Genomic DNA, 17,969 nt, shown 5'->3' on the forward strand with positions numbered 1-17,969 from the left:
TCACCGATTTTACTTTAACTACTTATAATTCTTGTCTTACAACTTTCCCCTCCTTATCCCTTTTGATAATAAATTTCTCTACTATCTCACATTTACAGTAGGCTATCGCCCCACCTGTATAATTAAAGTTTTTATCTAATGAAAAAGACACATAATCATATTCAGGATAAATAGACCTCTCAGGTACATCTAAACAGTACAAGCTCACAAATCTATTTCCTCTCAATCTGTAAACAATCATTTAGCCCTCCAATTTTAATTGATAAGATTTTCCATTAATCCAATGCATAGACCCTAATTGCCTAGCTTTATGTAATGTAGAATTTATTGAAAAACCATTTTTTTCTAAATCCTCCGCATAACCTCTCACGTAGCGAACACAGTTATCTAAGAAATTTAAAAAAACTTCCAAACGTTGACTATATCTTTTATCTAAAATCACTAAGAAGCTCACAAACTCAGACATAATAGTAATTGCTCTATCATCTTTACTTTGATAAGCAACTATATTTTGTTCCAATTTTGCCCATGCTTCATTCGATAATGTCATAGTCGACTGGCGCATAAGTTCAATTTTTTGTTCATAAGCAATCAATTTCTCGCACCATTGAATGACATCAGATAGTCTAGCATAAGGCGGTAGAGATAATTCCTGTTCAATTTCTCTTAATCGTTTATCAAAAGCAATATACTTCATATTCCATTGACTTTCTGCACTCTTTACTTGATTACGAAGCTGTGTTAAATCCATAAAACGCTCTCTAATTCTATTGCGGGTATTGCTTTTGCAACTCCAATAAATCTTCTGGATACCATTCGAACCATTCTGAATAATCTTTACCGTCCATAGCTTGTGCTTCTTCTTCATCAATGGGATCAACCCCATACTTAGGTGTTCCGACTGGTCGAGCATAAATACCTACCCAAGTCCGCTCACCTTCCCACATACTATCTGGAACAAACTTCTTATTTTTCAAATCAATAAGCGCCAAACGGCGCATTTCTTTTACTTCCATGACTTCCTCCAATATAAAAAGAGCATATTTTATACTCTAAATCTCATCATCTTCAAAATATACATCAACATCTTCATCTTTTAATAAAAATTGTATGTATTGCGAAAATCTAAATGAACCTACATAAGTTTGAAAAGTCGCTAGGACGTCCTCATCACTTAACGTTTTATCTAAAGCACCTTCATCTAACCACTCTCGGTTTACATGATATAACACTGGATAACAACCACTATCTTCTACATACTCTCCTTCTGAGAAATATCTCAAAAAAGATAGAACAATTTCTGCTCTAGCTACATCAGTCAGACCATTTAATACATAATTCGCCCCTTTTTCTTTAATAAGTTGTTCATATTTTTCCTGTAACATTTTTAACTCCCAAAAAATAAAAAAACTGTCTTATTTTGACAAGTTTTTGTTAATCTATACAATAAAAATGAGTAGTTGACTCATCTCTTATTCTGTTTGTTCTCAAAATAACCTCCTAATTCATTAAAGGAAATTCAACACTACTCATAAGGTAATGATTGTTTTCCAAATCAACTGTAAGTCTAACGACTTGTGGTGCAACCTGATTATCATTCAAAGTGTAAGAAACCAAAGCTAAATATTCATCATTACTTCCTTGATAAATTTCAAAGTCAGTCAGTCTAGACTCCATCTTTATTTCTTTATCTGATTTCACCAAGTGCAATTTCTTTTGTACTTCTGATGTACATAAAGACTGAGTTGCTTCGTTACGCTTATTCTCAGAAGTATAATTATAGTAACTTTGGATAAATCCTTCCACTGCACTTTTAGCTTTTGCAGAATCAAATTTATTTTCTTTAGGTTGTGGTGTCTCACTTGCTTTAGAATTTTCTACTTTTGAAGACGAAGTTTGTACCTGTTCTACATAAGAAGCCACTTCTATTTTACTTGGCTGGGATACTTGATTTTTTCCGCAAGCTGAAAGCAAGAAAACAGAAGATAATCCTATTATCATAATACTTAATTTTTTCACTTTTTATCTCCTTGTGGTGGAATTGCAATACTTGTGATACTGTTATCCCACGTACGATTCATTTTTTGTACAATTTGTACACCACCTACATTTTGCTCATAAGTGGTAAAGCTACTGCCTTTTACAGTACTGATAACCCCAGTATGACCGTAAGGATTTTCACTTGCCGGACCTGCGACTGTTCCAAAGCCCCAGTTTACAACCGCACCTGCCACTAATTGTTCTGCTGCTGGTTTCATAATAACTTTCCAACCATGAGAAGTAAAAGCACTAAAGTTATCTGAGCCTATATTAAAAGCACAAAGCCCTTGAAGATGAAAACCACTAATACTATTCACATAATAATCAGATAAGGCATAACATTGACCTGAACCTACTGTTTGTCCTAAAACATCATTAAGAAGTTTAATATCCCCTCCTGATGAACCTGAACCATTAAAATAGGCATACCATTGATTCGCCAGTTGAGAAATCATCTCTAAATTTGTTTGTCCGTCAGATAAACTTACACCTTCATAATAAAGTGACCAATCTTTGGCAGATTGCACAGGGTCTTTGGATTTACTTAATAAGGTTTTTACCTTTGAATAAGAACCATTCAATTCTTTATCCATAAGCTTAAGCTCATTGTCGAGTGTCAGTGTAGACAATTCCATTCCTTGAATTGAGCCCTCAGAATGTATCCTATCCCCATTGATAAAATTCCCCCACCCTGACCATTGAAAAATTCCTGCAACTCCTCCTGATGGATTAATTGCTTGTGGATTAAAACCACTTTCTCGTTGCCCAACAGCTAAAGCACCAGAAGCGCCTGCAGAAGTAAATTTATGTTCCTTCACGAGATGTTCATAAGTTTTTGTCGCAACTTGGAGCGCTTCCCCTGTTACAGATGGTGTACCACTCCCTGATATAGTCGGTGTATCATCTTCTTTGATACTGCCAATACTAACCATTGACCCTAACATGACACACATCAACCCAAAGAAAATAACAAGAGAGCCAAAAATTCCTCCAAAGATAAATTTCTTTTTCATCTTATGCCCTCATTGCTTCTAAATCACTTTGTGCTTCCTCCCACGTCACGTGGTCTTGCGTATCAAACTCTACTTCTTCATTCTGTATCATCTCTTCTGGTTCAATAAATACTTCTTCTTGTACCTCTGTCACTTCGGGTTCAGAAGTAGTATCATCTTTTCCTTGAATATTATTCTCACCCTCTGTTTCTACGGTACTATCACTTAAATCAAAATTTTGAGGATTTTCAACATCAAGATTTTCAAATTCTTGTTCTTCTGCTGAATCTAAAGATTCTTCAAGATTGATATTGTCATCTTCAAGTTCAAAACCATCTTCTGATTCTGGTTCAAATTCTACAGCTCCTTCTGTCTCTTGAAGAACTTCTTCTGGTTCTGTTTCTAGTTCTGACTCTGACTCTGACTCTGATTCTGGTTCTGGTTCTGTTCCCATTTCAGGTTTGACGACTTGCTCTTGATTATTTGAAGCATTTACTTCTTCATTTTCAGGCGCAAGTTTTTGCGCACCATCCATTGCAAGTGAAGGATTACCTGTATAAGCTCCTGCACCAACTTCTACTGCACCTTCAACTTTATTACGAGCTTGATTTTTCATTTGATTCAAGTCGTTCACAAAAGCTGAACCATTATTTTGACCCATTGCAATTTGCGTAATACTTGTTCGACTCTTCCAAAGCATTATCATAAAACCTACTTTAATCAAGACAACTACAGGAATAAAGATAAGAAACTCACTCCCTGTTAAAGCAGAGACCCCTGTAAGCAAGCTTTTTGAAGCACCACCAGTCATTAGTTTTAATACAATCAAATCAACCTGTGACATAATATAAAACAAAATACTTAGAGTGACACCCAAAATACTTGGTGCAATCAATAAACCCGACACATGCTTAAGTACACCCCAAAAAGCATTTCTGCACCATGGAACAAAGCTTAATAAAGCACTCACAGGAATCAACAAAATAAACACACACAACAATAAACTAAGCCCTGAGATGGTCAAATTAACTGCTGAAATTGGAATAACATAAATCCAAAGATTTATCCCTCCCATGAAAGTTGCGATAAACTGAAAACCTATGTTTTTTCCATCATTTTTCAGCAATGGTGAGTCATTAGAGACAGCGTTCACATATTTTTGACCCTTTTTCCCATTACTGCCTTCTTTTTTTCCTGCGGCTGCTTCATAGTCAAACTTTTCATTTGTATCCCCAATTTTTCCCTCAGGGTTACCCGTATTTACCGTATTAGCAGTAGGTTTTAAAACATAGTCCACTAAAAAATTAGCATCATCGGGATCATCTAATCCAACAAGTCCACTTTCAATGCCATTTTTCACTTTATCAGACGTGTTAGTCACTGTATCAAAGAGAATTTGTCCTCCCATTGCAGTTTTACGCCCACTCCCTTCTGCATTATATGAGAAGTTTCCAAAGAAGAAAAACATTGTTGCAATAACTGCTAACAAATGAAACAAGGAGCACATAAAGTGCCCCTTACCATTTGTAAACTGATAAAACAGATACATTGTAGTGATAATGAGTAATAACCCCGCCCCTGAGAATTGAGCAATCGTACCATTACTTCCTCCAATAAAAGAAAGAAACATCGTTCGAGCTTTTCCCATCATATCTGCTTGAATAGGCTTTAGACTACTTGAAATATTAAGTAAGCTTGATAAGCCACCTACTACTTCCACAAACCATTGCAAAAGCTGAAAAGGCAAATCAACCACCATTCCTGAAAAAGAATTCCAAAAGAGTGAAACAGGTTGAAGCGCACCTCCAGGAACAGATTCATGATAGACACCAAATTTACTGACGAGTTCATGAAGTTTTGATAATTCTTCGTGCATTTTTCTCCTTTCTAACGTTTTTTATACATTTGTTCCAAACGTGATTGTTCAGAATCCTGTTCAGGACTAAACAATTCAAGCCATGCTTTAGGCACTTCAATAGAAATACGATTAATATTTCCAAACACATCTAAGTACACACACTGCCCTTGATTCATATTACGAATCCATTGAATATTACGTTCAGACACTTCAAGTTTCAGAGTCTTAAGAATTTCTTCTTCTTCCCCATCTTCATAAAAACAGAAGCGTTCCCCTGCACCCGTTGTATCATCTGAGTCTTTCACATCATTTACTGATTGAGAAATCAATACAAGTTTATTATTTTGAGAACGTCCTACACGTTTCATAGATTTTATGATTTTCTTACCTTCTTTTGAGGTCATAATAACCCAAACCTCATCCATAAACTCGATTGTTTCCTCTTTATCATTCATTGAACCAAAACGTTTACAAAATGTACCTAAAGCCATCATCAAGGCTACTGATAAGCGCTCGTCATCTGCCATTTCATCTTCTGAATCTGAATCTGGTAATTCCAAGTCCGCAATTTCAAGCACTGTGCCATGTTCCTCAAAAGAAATCCCCTCAACATCTCCACGAGAAAATGCCAATTGTAAAAGTGAGCCTTCGACTATCTCAAAAAGATATTCTCCCGCTTCTTTAATGACAGGCTTATCTGAACTTCTCAGAATGTCAATGACATTCATTAGACCTACCGTTTCCCCTTCAACCTTTTGTTTCACTACATCTTTAACAGCTTTTGAAATAGACGTTGTTTCTTCTTTTTTCCACGTGCCTTCACCCAAGAATTTAAGCATTGTTTTGGCAACTGTTGTGGCATCTTCTGGACTCAAAAATACAATAGGGTCAAGTACTCCAATATTTGAAGATTTTTTATAGTCTAAAGTCACAAAATTAATGCTCTTCACAACTTCAACTAATTCTGGATTTTGACTTGCCCATTTCTTATCTTTTAATTTTGACTCCCATTGCTTACGAATAGAACGTTTAGGGTCAATATAAAGCGTCTTAATTTTTGAATGAACAGCTTGTAAAAATTTTTGTTGAGCAAGAATCGTTTTACCTGACCCTGTCATACCTGTTATTGTTTCTAACAAATTCTTTGTCACTTTACCTTGAATATCTTCTTTATTTGCAAGCATAGGATTATAGAGGACGATGTTTCTCGAAGCATTAATTGCTGTATCAAGATTTTCCCATTTATAATAGTTTGTATCTACACGACCAATAGGAAACCCTGAATCCGAACCACTCTTTGTCGTTGTGAAAGGTAAGTGTTGTGCAAAGCCTCCTGAATCGGTCACATGATACCAATAATGAGTAGTTTTCTCTAATTTAGCACCATATAATAAAGCTTGGAATAAATACGCTTGATCCATACGTGCACGTTCTAAAGCAATACCATGTGTAGAAAAAGCATTAATTGCTGTTTTCACCCTCCGTCTTAATTGGGTTCTGCTTGACCCCGCCACAAATAAAAAGCCCCCATATTCAATAATGGGAACTTTTGCTTGTACTTTCTGTGCCATATCATTAAGTCCTAAATGTCCTATACGTATACGGTCATGTTGAACATTACCTGTTTTTGCGGTTTCACGACCTATAGTTTTTGCACGAGTCATACCTTGTGTCATTTTAGACTTTAAGCCAAATGAACTTTTCATATCTGGAAACTGCCCTTTAAACTTCACCCCAATAGGATAATTAAAAGTTTGTACAATTTCCCCAATATGATTATTTGTAAGCACACCTTCTGTCCGCCCAATAGGTAAGATAGATAAATAACTTGTACCGTATGGACTTACAAATTCAAGCTCACCTAAGTTATTGGCATAAATCATCGTATCTGTAATATTCTCAACACTTCTTGAATCCATAACTTCTTTGAATGTGTGTGGAATATAAGGTAAGAACTGTAGCCGTTGATAATAATATAGTTGCTCATCTGAAAGTGGAGCAGGCTTTAAAGCTGAAATTTTTTGTCGGAGTTCAATTTCTGTCATTAACCACGAATCCGCCCAGTTGTCCTCTGCTCGCACTCGATAATTAAAGAATTCTATAAGAAGACGTGTCTGTTTTGTGACCATCTCTTGAATAAGCTCTTTAAAAGTAAATACTTCTCCATCTTTAGAAAGATGAATACCAATAAGCCACACATAGTGGTAAGGAATCTCCATTTCCTTAGTAATACGTTCTGTGTACTCATTTAAATATATTTTCCCTGATTCTTGATAGTTAGAATCGAGTGTTTTTGCAAGGTCAGACATTTTTTCTGGTAAAAGGTAATCACGAGGGATAAGAGAAATTTCAAAAAACTTATTAGGCAAAAGTTTTTTGAGCGTTGATTCAATTAATCCCTTTGTTTCTTCTTTCTTTTTGATATTTACAACTGACGAAGAAAAATAAGGAACTGTATAATAGGCAATTACTTCTCTTTCTTTCGTTAAGGCAAGGTTGCCTTTAGTTTTTTCAATGGGATAACTTAATTTCATACTCCTTCACTTTCTACTTTTAAAGCCTTGTTTTTTCAAATACTATTTTTTGTTCTACTTCTTTTCGCCGTTGTTGTCCATATATTGCACGAGAATCCCAACCAAAATCCTTTAAATATCGTAATGAACCGTATAAATAATGATGGAGCTTCTTTCCATCTGGCTCATACTCTACGTATAGTTTTCCAATTTTCCATGGTACAACCGTGCATAAAGCCACTGGTATAAATGGAACTTCCTTCAATATAAAAATCAAAGGATTCACAACTAAGAGGAAAATTAATATTCCGCTTACCAATCCAATACCAATAAATGGCAATGAAATAGGTGTTTGAAACGACCAATACAATTTCCCTTTTAATCGTACTTCTTGAATCCAGTAGGGCGTTGATAAACCAACAGCATAATCATAATGCAATTTTTCCACAGCTTACCTCTACTTCACATTGACACTAAACACATTGAGGAATCCTGTCAAGAAATCCCATACAATGGAAAAGATGTCTTTTCCTGAGAGCATAGCCCAACAGACGGCTGCAATTCCGAGCACAGAAAGAACTTCTACCCAAGCCCCTGCTTTCCAATGTTTCAAAACGAGGAAGAAAGCAATAATCCCCAATAGCGTAATCAAACCACTTGTTATAGTTGCATAATCCATATTTATTTTTCCTACTTTCTTTTATTTTTTAGTCTTTTCAGTTGTTTTTGTCGGAGCTTTCTTATCAGTAGAATCTTTCTTATCTTCTTTAGATGAAGCTTCCTTTTTTTCAAGATTCTTTAATCTTGAATCAAGAGCCTTTTCTTGTTTTGAGAGTGCTTCTTGATTTTCATTCAAAACCTGAGTTGTACTATTTACTTCTTCGGTCAATTTTTTCACTTGTACGTTTGCTTGGTAAGCTGAATTACCTAACCCTACAAAGAAAAGTATAACTAGAACACAAAACGCACGATAAAATCCTTTGGCACGGCTCGCTTTCACGGTTTTAGCTTCCACAGAATCAGGCTCTTTGGGAACTTTTTCATACCCTTCTAAATTTTTTTTGAATTTAGAAAAAGGCGAGCGTTTCTTTTTTTCTTCTGGAATAACAAAAGTAGGTGTTTCAGACGGAACAACAGAAACCTTTTCTACATCTTGCACTCTCACTTCTATTTCTTGCTTAGATTCTTTAGGTGCTTCTACACCCCCTCGCTCTTCAAACTCCGCAATGAGAATATCTGTTTCACTTGAAGTTAAATCCCTTGCGATTGTTTTGGCTTCTATCCCTTGACTCTGAGCAAGAAAAAGGAGCGCTTCTTTATCCACGCCCAAGTCTCTTGCCAATTCATAAATTTTCAAATATTACCTCCATATTATTTGTGCCACCATCCCACAATTCACCGATTCACTCAGTCAATATTTCTTAAAACAAATCGCTTTTCTCTTGATATGAAGATGTCTCTTCAAGAGTACCGTGTACAATTAAACGGTCATTTCCCGTTAGACTTGTACAAGTCACGAGTGTGATTTCTTTTTTGTTTTCTTTGTCCTTTATGACATCACTTTGGTTATCCTTGACGGTATAAACTTTGTCTATCACATACTCATAGACCTTCGATTTATCCGTCACATAGATCCGTTGACCTTCTCGACTGTTGACTAAGTTTCCAAAAAGTACATCTTTCTCAATAGAATTTGTATAGGTATTGAAAATGGTATGACTGGCAAGGCTATAATTGCCTTGACCCATCACTTCATATCCCTTAATTGTTCCTGCACCATACATCATGGTTTCATAGGTCACTCCATCTAAGATAGGCAATTTAATACCTACATCTGGAAGAGACAAAACTCCGATTGTATCAAGCTCTTTATTGTCAACTCTGTTTTTAAGTAATTCCTCAGTCGTCAAAGGACGAACTTCTTGCGCTTCATTTGAATCCACTTTACTTTCAGACGGATTGACCTTTTTTACATTGGCTTGAATTTGTTCTTTAGAGACTTGAGTTGCTTTTTGACCTGTATCCTTAATCAATCCCTTTGAAACTGTAGGCTTCATAAACTGCCATACCCCAAAGCAAAGAAGTAAAATTGAACAAAGGAATAGACTAACCTTCCCTATTTTTTTCCACTTCATAATTTAGGCTTTCTTTTTGCCAAGGAAGAAACCGAGAATCCCTGTACCAATTAAACCAAAACCAGTGAGAATGGAAGCACCTAGACCTGCGCCTGTATGTGGCAATGTTGGGCTTGGTGTTTCAGGTGTATCTTTTGGCGTTTCTTTAGGTGTTTCTTTTTTATCTGGTGTTTTTGTACTAACCACAACTTCATTTGTATCTTTATCTTCACCGTTAACTGTACTTGTCGCTACGTTGGGAACAGAAATTGTTGTATTGGCTTCGACACCCTCAAGGTTAAAGGTTTGACCACCGATACTTAAACGTTTATAAGAGGTCTTATAAAACTCATCAGATTGGACATAGTCCTTATTGAATTCGGCAGTGACCGTTGTTTTACCTTCTTGTTTATCTTCACTTAATGTGTAGTTTTTAGGGTCTAATTTTTCATATTTTTCACCGTCTGAAGACACCTCCACAAACCACTCACTCTTATCTGAAAGGTTGACATTTGTTGTGCCAATCACATCTTTAATGGTGAATGAACCAATAAGGTAATCTTCTAATTCTGTAGAAGGTGCTTCAGGGATTTCTAAATCAGAAGTATCTGATTTTTCTCCCTTCACTACTTTGTTTCCAGGCGCACCTGCATCATGGGCATTTTGCCATTTTTCTTCATAGGCAGGGTAAATCACTTTTTCATAAGCATTCCACTCTTTCTCGAAGGAAGCACGATTTTTTTCGTAATCCGCTTTGATTTTTTCCACTTCTGAAACCCATTTGGCGACGGCTTCTTTAAATTTCTCGTAGTTCGAATATTCTTCACCACCACCAGAGAACTCAAATTCTTGTGTCACAAGCCAGTTGAATACCGCATCATTGGCAAGTTCTTTACCATCAACATCATTGCCTCTATCATCAAGGACAACTTTTGTTGGTGAACTGTAACCTGTTTGTTTAAGCGTTGGCATTTCAGGAATTTTTGGTTTGGCAAGCACTGGAATATTAGGTGCTGGAACTTCCACAATATTATTTGTCACTTCCCCAAACAATACATCCCTGAATGTTGAAATAGAGACTTCTTCATCTTTGGTTGTGGCTTTTGTACTAGCTCCTACAAAAGGTGTCGTACCGAGATCAAGTTCCTTATCCATAGACGGTACTTTACCTGAGAGACTTGTATCAAGAAGTGCTGCATTATTGGCAAAGGAATAAGTGAAGGAACTACCAGACCATGCTGTTTTACGTTGCGCATAACCATAGCCTAGAAATGGAACTGTTTTCCCATTTGGTGCTGTATAGTTATCTTCTACGGCAATATCATCCACACCCACTTTTTTAGAATTCGAGCGTAAAACGTTATTCTCATAGCTGTTCCATTTATCATTTCCCAAGAGAATATCGTTTTTACCAAATACACTACTCTTCAAACCTTGTCCGAAGTCAACATCTGAATAAGCCATTTCAGCTGTGACTTTTACTGGTGTTTTACCATCTTCACCTACAAACTGAAGCGTACGGTCAGAGGAACGATAGCCTGTTTGGTCAACACCGATCCCGTGGCTCATAGAAAAATATGTCTTGCCATCTTCACTCACGGCTACATCTTCACCCATATCACTGAAAGCAACAAGTTTCTCACTTGGAGTATCATTTTCAACAAATTTATCGAAAGTAACGATGACACCTGCAGACTTCCCATCCACATCTTTTGAAACATTCGTCAGAAGAAATTTATCTCCTGCTTTAACTGTCCAGAATTTGGAAGGAATAGAGAGGTCTCGTGTATTATTGACCGCCACTTCTTTTTGCCCTGTTAAGGGTTTTACTTCTGTGGCATCCGTCCATTTAATCGTGCCGTATTTAGCTTCTGCGTTTCCTCCTGCTTTAAGGGCACGTACATTGCTTTGTACTTTGTTTTGTGTGTCCTTGTTCGAATCTGCTTGTGCTAAAGTTGAAGCTGTACCTAGTGCAGTCAACGATAACATTAATACTGCGGCTGATTTTTTTACAAATTTTTGTTTAGTCATTATTTTTTAACCTTTTCTTTCTTTTCTATAAAGATTTTTTATTTTGCGCAAAATAAAAAAGCCCATCTTGACTTTAGACTTTTTCTTCATTGACTTACTCCATGTGAACCACCTCCTCCTATAAACCTTTTTACGCCTTGATTAAGGGCTTATTTTTCTTAAAACAAGAACAAGGAGTCGAACCTTGAACTTGTGAGAACTTCTTTATAAAGAACTCCACCCTCATTGATTTTTAGAGTTGAGTATTTAGGGCTTTTTGACCCATGCCATAAGCACGTTTGCCTACTGCTTCAAGTTGGTTATTGATATTGTAATAGTTCTTAATAACACCATTGATAGCTTCATAATCTGAACCTGTCATTACATCTTTATTTGCTTTAAGATAAGCATGTAAATCACCTGCTGCTGTCCATGCTTCATCATATTTTTTTGCAGTCATTAACCCACCGAGTTTTTGAATTTTACTTTGTGCTTCTTTTTTATTATATGCCATGATATTTACCTCATATTTTCTTTTATTTTTTAGCCCTCCCAGCCTTTATAAAGTAGTTCATCATAACGTTTCTGATAGAGCCTAATAAAGTGAAGACGTCTTTTGACATTATAATTTTTTGATTTTTCAATATATTGTCTTGCTTCCTCACTATCAGGCACATAATGCCGTGAACACAGGCAGTCTATTTTTAAACGCAACTCTTGGCACTCAGGAAGGTCAAGACGACTTGCAATATGCTGTCTTAAGCGGTCAGAGTATTCTCTTCGCTTTTGATTTTCTTCTTGCCTACTCATCTCTGCCTTCCCCCATTCCTATTGCTTCAAGAAGTTTACGCCCCTTAGAAGTAGAACTTGCTTGATACTGGAACTCTTTATTCTTCAAATATTTTGTTTCTTCCTCAATTCGCAGTTCTTCTTCTTCTGAAAAATCATAACTTCTTATAGAGTCCATTAAAAAATGTACCCCTGTATTCTTGTTTACCGCATATTCAATACTTAACTCTCTTAAAAGTTGCCGTGTAATCCAACGTCTACGTTTTTCTGGTGAAATTTCTTTAGGCTCAGTAATAAACTTATAGCGTTTAGAACTTCCTAAAACATCGAGCCACTCACGGTCTAAATCTCCCTCATCATCATAAAACGCAAGGTAACTTGAAATAATACACACCGCAACTTCGAATAAATTAACCTCCTTAAAAGCATAATCATATATGACTTGTTTCGCCTTGTCATGACTCAAACGTACCTCATAACGATTTTTAAAACCGTAAATTTGTTGCACATCTTCTACAGGCAATTCTCTTTTCAGTGCCTGTTCCTTGTCTTTCTCATAAAATTCTAGGGCTATTATGCCACCTCTTTTACCAAATGCTAAAGACAACCCTTTAGACTGAAAAAGACCACCTACAGGAGAAAATGCTTCATGCGGTTCAAAGTGCTTAAATAAAGTTTTGACTTGATTGTTTCGCACCTTACCCCATAATTTGAATAAATCATAATTATATTCAGGGTTATAACGTTCATCTAAGGCAATGTCAAACTGAGTAAAATTAAGATAATCTTCTACAGCTTCCTCATCTATTTCACCCTCAATTTGTGTCGCCTTTACTGCATAAGAACGACAATCTCTTAGAAAATCTCGCCATGTGCGATCCTGCTCTTTTAAGAACGTTTCAAATAAACGGCAACCACTCCCTGTCATTTCAATCAGAACGCCCATATCAATATTTTCTTCATGTTCAGTATCTTCAATCTGATAATAAACTTTAATATTGCCATGTTCGATACGGCAAGGATAACCTTGACCTCCCCCTCGCCCTACATTGAACTTATCCAATGGAATTTGAAGGAGTTTTTTTACAACATTTTCATATTGAAAAGTTTTCAAACGAATTTTTAAATAGTCAATCAAAACTGTAACATCAGCTTTTGGCTTTATGTTCAAGTAAGCAACGAGTTTTTCTTCTTTTTCTGCCGTTAATGTTTTACGTCCATTTTCTACAGCCGATACAAAGCCCTTACTCACCCCCATAATTCTTGATACATCCTTTTGAGAAAGCCCAAAAGACTTTCTAACTTTTAATAAATCCACTTTCAACCTCTCTATATTTTTAAGGGGTATACCTCAATAAACCCAGTAAGCAACTAGGGTTGGTATGTTGGTATACTACTTGTACCCCGTGTTACCAAACGGGGTACCGCAAACACTTGCTTAGCCCAGACTACGTCTGAACTAAGACTCTTTCTAATGGCTCTTTCTCTCGCACTCAGCCGCTACTTCACGACAAAAAAAGACCGTAAATTTGTACGGTTCTCCGCTTCGCACTCACTCCGGGGCTTTCACCCCTCGTTCGCCACATCAGCGTTTAACCTACACTTTATCGGCTTTCTTTGTCTATAGCTTTCCTTCGCCACTTCGAGAGAAGCCAAAGACGAGCCGTTTTAATATTGGCTCACAACATTACAAACTATGTCCTCTAAGGTATCAGAACTATCTGCCTTCACTTTAAGAATTTCTTCAAATAGCCCCTTATCTTTCAAGGAATAGTCTTTTGAAGCAAACTCATAGCTATTTTCTATCAGTTTACTTTTTATTTTTTTGAGCAATCTCACATCAGAATTAAGCGCATTTGCCATTTCTTCAAGTGTGAATTTTTCCTCAACTACAATAGTAGGTGACGTTTCTTTTTCAATACGTGGCAAGGTTTTAAAGTCCATATAAAAACTATAGGTTTTAGGGTCAGGCAATAAAGGAGCGTAAAATTCTCTTGCACTCCCTCCAAAAATACCATAATAACCACGTCCAAAAATCTTTTTACCTGTATCTCCGTCTTTTTCAACGTATTTAAAGTGTTTTTGTTTATTCTCTTCACCATAAAGAGTGTCATAGCTAAACTGTGCCAATCGACCTAAAGTTATACGAGTCATCATATTATCTTTAAATGTTGAAGGTAAATCATCAGCTTTCACATTTTGAGTCGAAATAACAACATAAACACCTGCTTGACGTCCTTTAAGAATAATTTGCTTTAAAGCACTCATGACTTTCATAGAATCAATCACACCGCCATAAGGCAAATCTTCTAAAGCGGAAACAAGAGAAGGTTCTTCATCAATTAAAATAAAAAGAGGTTTCATGTCATACTTATAAAAAGCACCTAATTCTTCCTCATTTTGTTCTTCTGACCTTTGGCGCATGATTTCATAACGCTGTTCCATTTCTTCTTTGAGGTCAATTAAACGTTGCCCCATTTCTTCTGTCGTATAGGTCACTCGACCTTTTAGAACATTAAGATTTTCTAGCTTTACAAAATCTGACTGCTTAGGGTCAAGAATTTCTACTACACCTATACGTAACAAACCAGTCAAGAGTGAGCGCAAGAACACCGTCTTACCTCCCCCAGTACCACCTGCGACAATTAAGTGCGGATCATGAACAAAATCCCAATATACACCCTCTGCGAGCTTCACACCCTGTTTAACATCTGCCACAACATCTTTAGCAGAAATACGACTAAGTACAGAGTCTATCGCATAAGAGTACACGACATAGCCCTTCTCGTCCGAAGTTCCCATAAGGTCACCTGAGAACATTGTTTCAAGTATGCCACCGAGTTTGAGGAATTGTTCTTGGAACTTAATGCCTTCAAGTTGAAAGCTTGCTCGAAGTTCATATTTTTCTTGCTTTAAATACACCTTAGGAAAGTATATTTTAGGTTTTCCTTGCCTATTATTACCGTTTCTTTCTTTCATAAAATAGAAATTATTTTGGTACATAAAGCGCCATAAAAGAAAATGCCTATTTTTACGTATAAAGAAAAAACTCTTTTTCAAGAGAATGCGATACAGCCAATATGAAAGCGAGAACCCAAAAAGAATAAGCCCAAAAGAAAGCCCTCCAACAAGAGCAATTTTAGCTTTTCCGTAAAGCAGATAGAGAGCAACACTAGCGCCCCCTGTCACTAAAAATACTGGAACAGCAACAAGAGCATATAATCTTAAAGGAATATGACGGTCACGCTTTTTTAAACGGTGACCTTTTGGAAACAATTTATTCATGCTTCCCTCCTATCCTTTATTTGTTTTTTGGCTTAGACTGTTCTTCTTGTGTATTTACACGAGGAGTTTCTGTAGTTGTACTTGTAGCAGTAGCTACTTTAACTCCTGCAGCTTTCAAAGGGAAAGTAATTTTTGGAATACGTTGAATACGACCGTTGTTAGCTGTCACTTCTTGTGTAGATTTATATACAGAAGCTGTCACAGGTTCTACAAGTTCAATTGTACTGCGGAAAGGAATAGCTGTTTCGTCAAAGTCAACTGGTACTTTAATATCAATTTGTTTTGGAAAATTTGGAGAAGCAATCATGATATATTTTTCAGCAATTTCACCAGTAGGAACTGCTTTAAGTGTACCTTCCGCATTTTGTTCTTCAAATTTTTCACCATTTTCATCAACATAAACCATTTCAGGAATATTTTCATGACCAAGATAAGTCATATATCCAAAAAGTTTTTTAGGATTTTGAGTGATTGTGCGATTGAATTGATTAAGTCCGTATTTTGCCATTTTTATTTGCCCCCTTTAATAAGCACGTCATTTAAACGTAAAGCCATTTGATTTTTTGTGATACCATTTTCTGCATAATTGAAATCAATAAATGTTGGCTCATGTCCTTCCACTTCAATTTCAACCAGACCACCAAGAACAGCTTTTCGTAATTCATCTTTTTTAGGAACTTTCCCAAAGCAGACAATATGGAAATTCTTTTCACCGTCACCTGCGGCTGAGAAAACTGTATGTTCAGGCATTTCTGCTGTACGTGCTACAGTTTCATATTCTGGTAAAACATAAACCTTACCGTCATTTGTAAGTTCTTTTAATTCCGTTACAGGAACTTCTTGTAATTGCATATTTTTTCTCCTTATGCTTTTTTATTTTTTAATGTTTTACGTCATTTCTGACCATGTTGCTAACAGGAATCGAACCTGCACCAAAAGTTTAGGAGACCTTCTGTACTACCCTTTATACGACAGCAACAAAAAAAGAGGAAAATCCTCTTTTATATGAAATAACCTTCAACCAAATATTAAAAAAGCTGTGAATCAAACCACTCCACAATCTCCTCTTCAACTCTTTCCATTTCATCTTTGCCTTGATAACGAATCCCACTATGAGCAATAAATCGTTGAACTTTTTTTATCACTTCTCCTCGTTCACAGTCTCCATCATTTACTGAGTTGACCCAACCTGCCAAGTCTATCTCTCTAATAATTGATTTTGCTAATTTAGATAATCTCATGTTTTTTCTCCTTATGTTCTTTATTTTCTATAATCCATCAATCAAAATTTGTTCAATCTTTTCTCGCTCAACACATCTTATTTTAGGATGTCCTTTTGTTCCAAAATAATCCATAAGTGCATTGAGGACTCCAATTTTTACAAATCCATCTAAATTATTATAATCGTACATTTTTTCTAACAAACCCAGAATACCTGAACGTTTAGCATAACGTAAAATTGAGACATGAGAAATAGCTTCTTTTTCCATTTTTAATTCTCCTTAATCCCAAGCAAATTATTATAAATTCTTTGGCTTAATGTAGTTGGTGATAGCTTATAAGTATCAATAACCTTTAATACTTCTTCTTTTGTAAGCTTCACCACTTGAATAAATTTATGAGGTAACTTACTTAAATCCGTATAAAACCGTACATCATAAGTTGTTTTTCCTTCTGTTACTGTATGTTTTTTAATATCAATCATTTTTCACTCCTTAATATCTTTTTCTGTAAACAATTGCCGTCCACATTTTGAATTAGCACAAAACCAACGTTTTCCATACTTATAAGATAAACTATCCGTAGGTTCTGTAGTATTAATAAATTCGCCATCTGAATTATATAAGTCTGCAAATACTCCCTTTGTAGTGCCCTTCACTTCAAAGTAATTACCTCCACAATATTTACACTCACTAACTGGAAATTTCATTTGCTCCACGCATTCAAGGCTTCACTTGCCATAGCTCCTGCACAACCGCCCATATCCGCAATCATTTCTAATACTTCTTGAAAGTATACTTCTTTACTCACTAGATCAGTGTGACCTGTTAAGTAATCAATCGTAACGTTATAATAGCATGCAAACTTTCCTAATAATTCTATATCGGGAACACGTAAGCCCGTTTCATATCTTGCATAACTTGTAGGAAGTAGTCCTAAAGCTTCGCATACTTCTTTACGCTCTAAACTTCTTGCACGTCTTAACCCAATTAAATTTTGAGAAATTGATGTCATAGTATTCTCCTTTAAAAACTATATGAAATCAAAAGAACCAAGTAATTTATAGATAATCCCTGTTTCAATTGAAAAATAATCTGTTCAATTTCTTTATTTACATCTACAGAGATATTTAATAAAAAAAGTTGTT

Annotated in this window: 24 protein-coding genes and 1 tRNA gene; all 25 read right to left on the reverse strand. The window is 36.0% G+C overall.

Going from position 1 to position 17,969, the window contains the following annotated elements:
• Positions 1-22: 22 nt before the first annotated feature.
• Positions 23-241: a hypothetical protein gene (locus J0J35_RS06035; protein WP_206916138.1), complete on the reverse strand. Its 219-nt coding sequence runs from the start codon at positions 239-241 to the stop codon at positions 23-25.
• The gene (locus J0J35_RS06040) at positions 242-751 is read right to left on the reverse strand and encodes a hypothetical protein (RefSeq protein WP_206916140.1); all 510 of its coding nucleotides are present in this window, start codon (positions 749-751) and stop codon (positions 242-244) included.
• 16 nt (positions 752-767) lie between these two features.
• Entirely contained in the window at positions 768-1,016 is a 249-nt protein-coding gene (locus J0J35_RS06045; RefSeq protein WP_206916143.1) for a hypothetical protein, read from the reverse strand.
• A 36-nt stretch (positions 1,017-1,052) separates the two neighbouring features.
• A complete protein-coding gene (locus tag J0J35_RS06050; RefSeq protein ID WP_206916145.1) occupies positions 1,053-1,385 on the reverse strand; it encodes a hypothetical protein in 333 nt (110 codons plus the stop codon).
• A 115-nt stretch (positions 1,386-1,500) separates the two neighbouring features.
• Positions 1,501-2,019 carry an EF0163 family protein gene (locus tag J0J35_RS06055; RefSeq protein ID WP_206916147.1) on the reverse strand — a complete coding sequence of 173 codons (519 nt, stop codon included), beginning with the start codon at positions 2,017-2,019 and terminating at the stop codon, positions 1,501-1,503.
• Positions 2,016-3,053, reverse strand: coding sequence for a phage tail tip lysozyme (locus tag J0J35_RS06060; protein WP_206916159.1), 1,038 nt, complete (start codon positions 3,051-3,053; stop codon positions 2,016-2,018). The genes J0J35_RS06055 and J0J35_RS06060 overlap by 4 nt, the downstream gene beginning before the upstream one ends.
• A gap of 1 nt (position 3,054) precedes the next feature.
• Positions 3,055-4,908, reverse strand: a complete 1,854-nt coding sequence (locus J0J35_RS06065) for a hypothetical protein (protein ID WP_206916162.1) — start codon at positions 4,906-4,908, stop codon at positions 3,055-3,057.
• Between the two features lie 11 nt (positions 4,909-4,919).
• The gene (locus tag J0J35_RS06070; RefSeq protein ID WP_206916165.1) at positions 4,920-7,424 is read right to left on the reverse strand and encodes an ATP-binding protein; all 2,505 of its coding nucleotides are present in this window, start codon (positions 7,422-7,424) and stop codon (positions 4,920-4,922) included.
• A 19-nt stretch (positions 7,425-7,443) separates the two neighbouring features.
• The gene (locus J0J35_RS06075; RefSeq protein WP_206916167.1) at positions 7,444-7,851 is read right to left on the reverse strand and encodes a conjugal transfer protein; all 408 of its coding nucleotides are present in this window, start codon (positions 7,849-7,851) and stop codon (positions 7,444-7,446) included.
• Positions 7,852-7,860: 9 nt separating this feature from the next.
• Positions 7,861-8,082 carry a hypothetical protein gene (locus J0J35_RS06080; protein ID WP_206916169.1) on the reverse strand — a complete coding sequence of 74 codons (222 nt, stop codon included), beginning with the start codon at positions 8,080-8,082 and terminating at the stop codon, positions 7,861-7,863.
• Between the two features lie 21 nt (positions 8,083-8,103).
• Entirely contained in the window at positions 8,104-8,760 is a 657-nt protein-coding gene (locus J0J35_RS06085) for a hypothetical protein (protein WP_206916171.1), read from the reverse strand.
• A gap of 64 nt (positions 8,761-8,824) precedes the next feature.
• Entirely contained in the window at positions 8,825-9,460 is a 636-nt protein-coding gene (locus J0J35_RS06090) for a class A sortase (RefSeq protein ID WP_242534002.1), read from the reverse strand.
• A gap of 81 nt (positions 9,461-9,541) precedes the next feature.
• Positions 9,542-11,548, reverse strand: a complete 2,007-nt coding sequence (locus J0J35_RS06095) for a hypothetical protein (RefSeq protein WP_206916175.1) — start codon at positions 11,546-11,548, stop codon at positions 9,542-9,544.
• Between the two features lie 232 nt (positions 11,549-11,780).
• The gene (locus J0J35_RS06100) at positions 11,781-12,041 is read right to left on the reverse strand and encodes a hypothetical protein (protein WP_206916177.1); all 261 of its coding nucleotides are present in this window, start codon (positions 12,039-12,041) and stop codon (positions 11,781-11,783) included.
• Between the two features lie 29 nt (positions 12,042-12,070).
• A complete protein-coding gene (locus J0J35_RS06105) occupies positions 12,071-12,337 on the reverse strand; it encodes a hypothetical protein (RefSeq protein WP_206916180.1) in 267 nt (88 codons plus the stop codon).
• Complete coding sequence (locus J0J35_RS06110) at positions 12,330-13,634, reverse strand: replication initiation factor domain-containing protein (protein ID WP_206916181.1); 1,305 nt, start codon at positions 13,632-13,634, stop codon at positions 12,330-12,332. Before J0J35_RS06110 ends, J0J35_RS06105 begins: the two co-directional genes overlap by 8 nt.
• Positions 13,635-13,984: 350 nt before the next feature.
• Positions 13,985-15,601 (reverse strand): FtsK/SpoIIIE domain-containing protein, encoded by a 1,617-nt coding sequence (locus tag J0J35_RS06115; RefSeq protein ID WP_206916183.1) that lies wholly within the window; start codon positions 15,599-15,601, stop codon positions 13,985-13,987.
• 16 nt (positions 15,602-15,617) lie between these two features.
• On the reverse strand, positions 15,618-16,109 hold the full coding sequence (locus J0J35_RS06120; protein WP_206916186.1) for a hypothetical protein: 492 nt from the start codon (positions 16,107-16,109) through the stop codon (positions 15,618-15,620).
• Positions 16,110-16,111: 2 nt separating this feature from the next.
• Positions 16,112-16,453, reverse strand: a complete 342-nt coding sequence (locus J0J35_RS06125) for a hypothetical protein (RefSeq protein ID WP_165720106.1) — start codon at positions 16,451-16,453, stop codon at positions 16,112-16,114.
• 54 nt (positions 16,454-16,507) lie between these two features.
• A tRNA-Arg gene (locus J0J35_RS06130) sits at positions 16,508-16,580 on the reverse strand.
• Positions 16,581-16,629: 49 nt separating this feature from the next.
• On the reverse strand, positions 16,630-16,842 hold the full coding sequence (locus J0J35_RS06135) for a hypothetical protein (RefSeq protein ID WP_206916187.1): 213 nt from the start codon (positions 16,840-16,842) through the stop codon (positions 16,630-16,632).
• A gap of 27 nt (positions 16,843-16,869) precedes the next feature.
• Positions 16,870-17,091, reverse strand: coding sequence for a hypothetical protein (locus tag J0J35_RS06140; RefSeq protein WP_206916190.1), 222 nt, complete (start codon positions 17,089-17,091; stop codon positions 16,870-16,872).
• A gap of 2 nt (positions 17,092-17,093) precedes the next feature.
• Positions 17,094-17,306: a hypothetical protein gene (locus tag J0J35_RS06145; protein WP_206916192.1), complete on the reverse strand. Its 213-nt coding sequence runs from the start codon at positions 17,304-17,306 to the stop codon at positions 17,094-17,096.
• A 3-nt stretch (positions 17,307-17,309) separates the two neighbouring features.
• The gene (locus J0J35_RS06150) at positions 17,310-17,531 is read right to left on the reverse strand and encodes a hypothetical protein (RefSeq protein WP_198495099.1); all 222 of its coding nucleotides are present in this window, start codon (positions 17,529-17,531) and stop codon (positions 17,310-17,312) included.
• Positions 17,528-17,836 carry a helix-turn-helix domain-containing protein gene (locus tag J0J35_RS06155; RefSeq protein WP_206916195.1) on the reverse strand — a complete coding sequence of 103 codons (309 nt, stop codon included), beginning with the start codon at positions 17,834-17,836 and terminating at the stop codon, positions 17,528-17,530. The genes J0J35_RS06150 and J0J35_RS06155 overlap by 4 nt, the downstream gene beginning before the upstream one ends.
• Positions 17,837-17,969 lie beyond the last annotated feature (133 nt).

This window comes from Lactococcus sp. LG606 (genome assembly GCF_017309645.1).
GTDB lineage: Bacteria > Bacillota > Bacilli > Lactobacillales > Streptococcaceae > Lactococcus > Lactococcus petauri.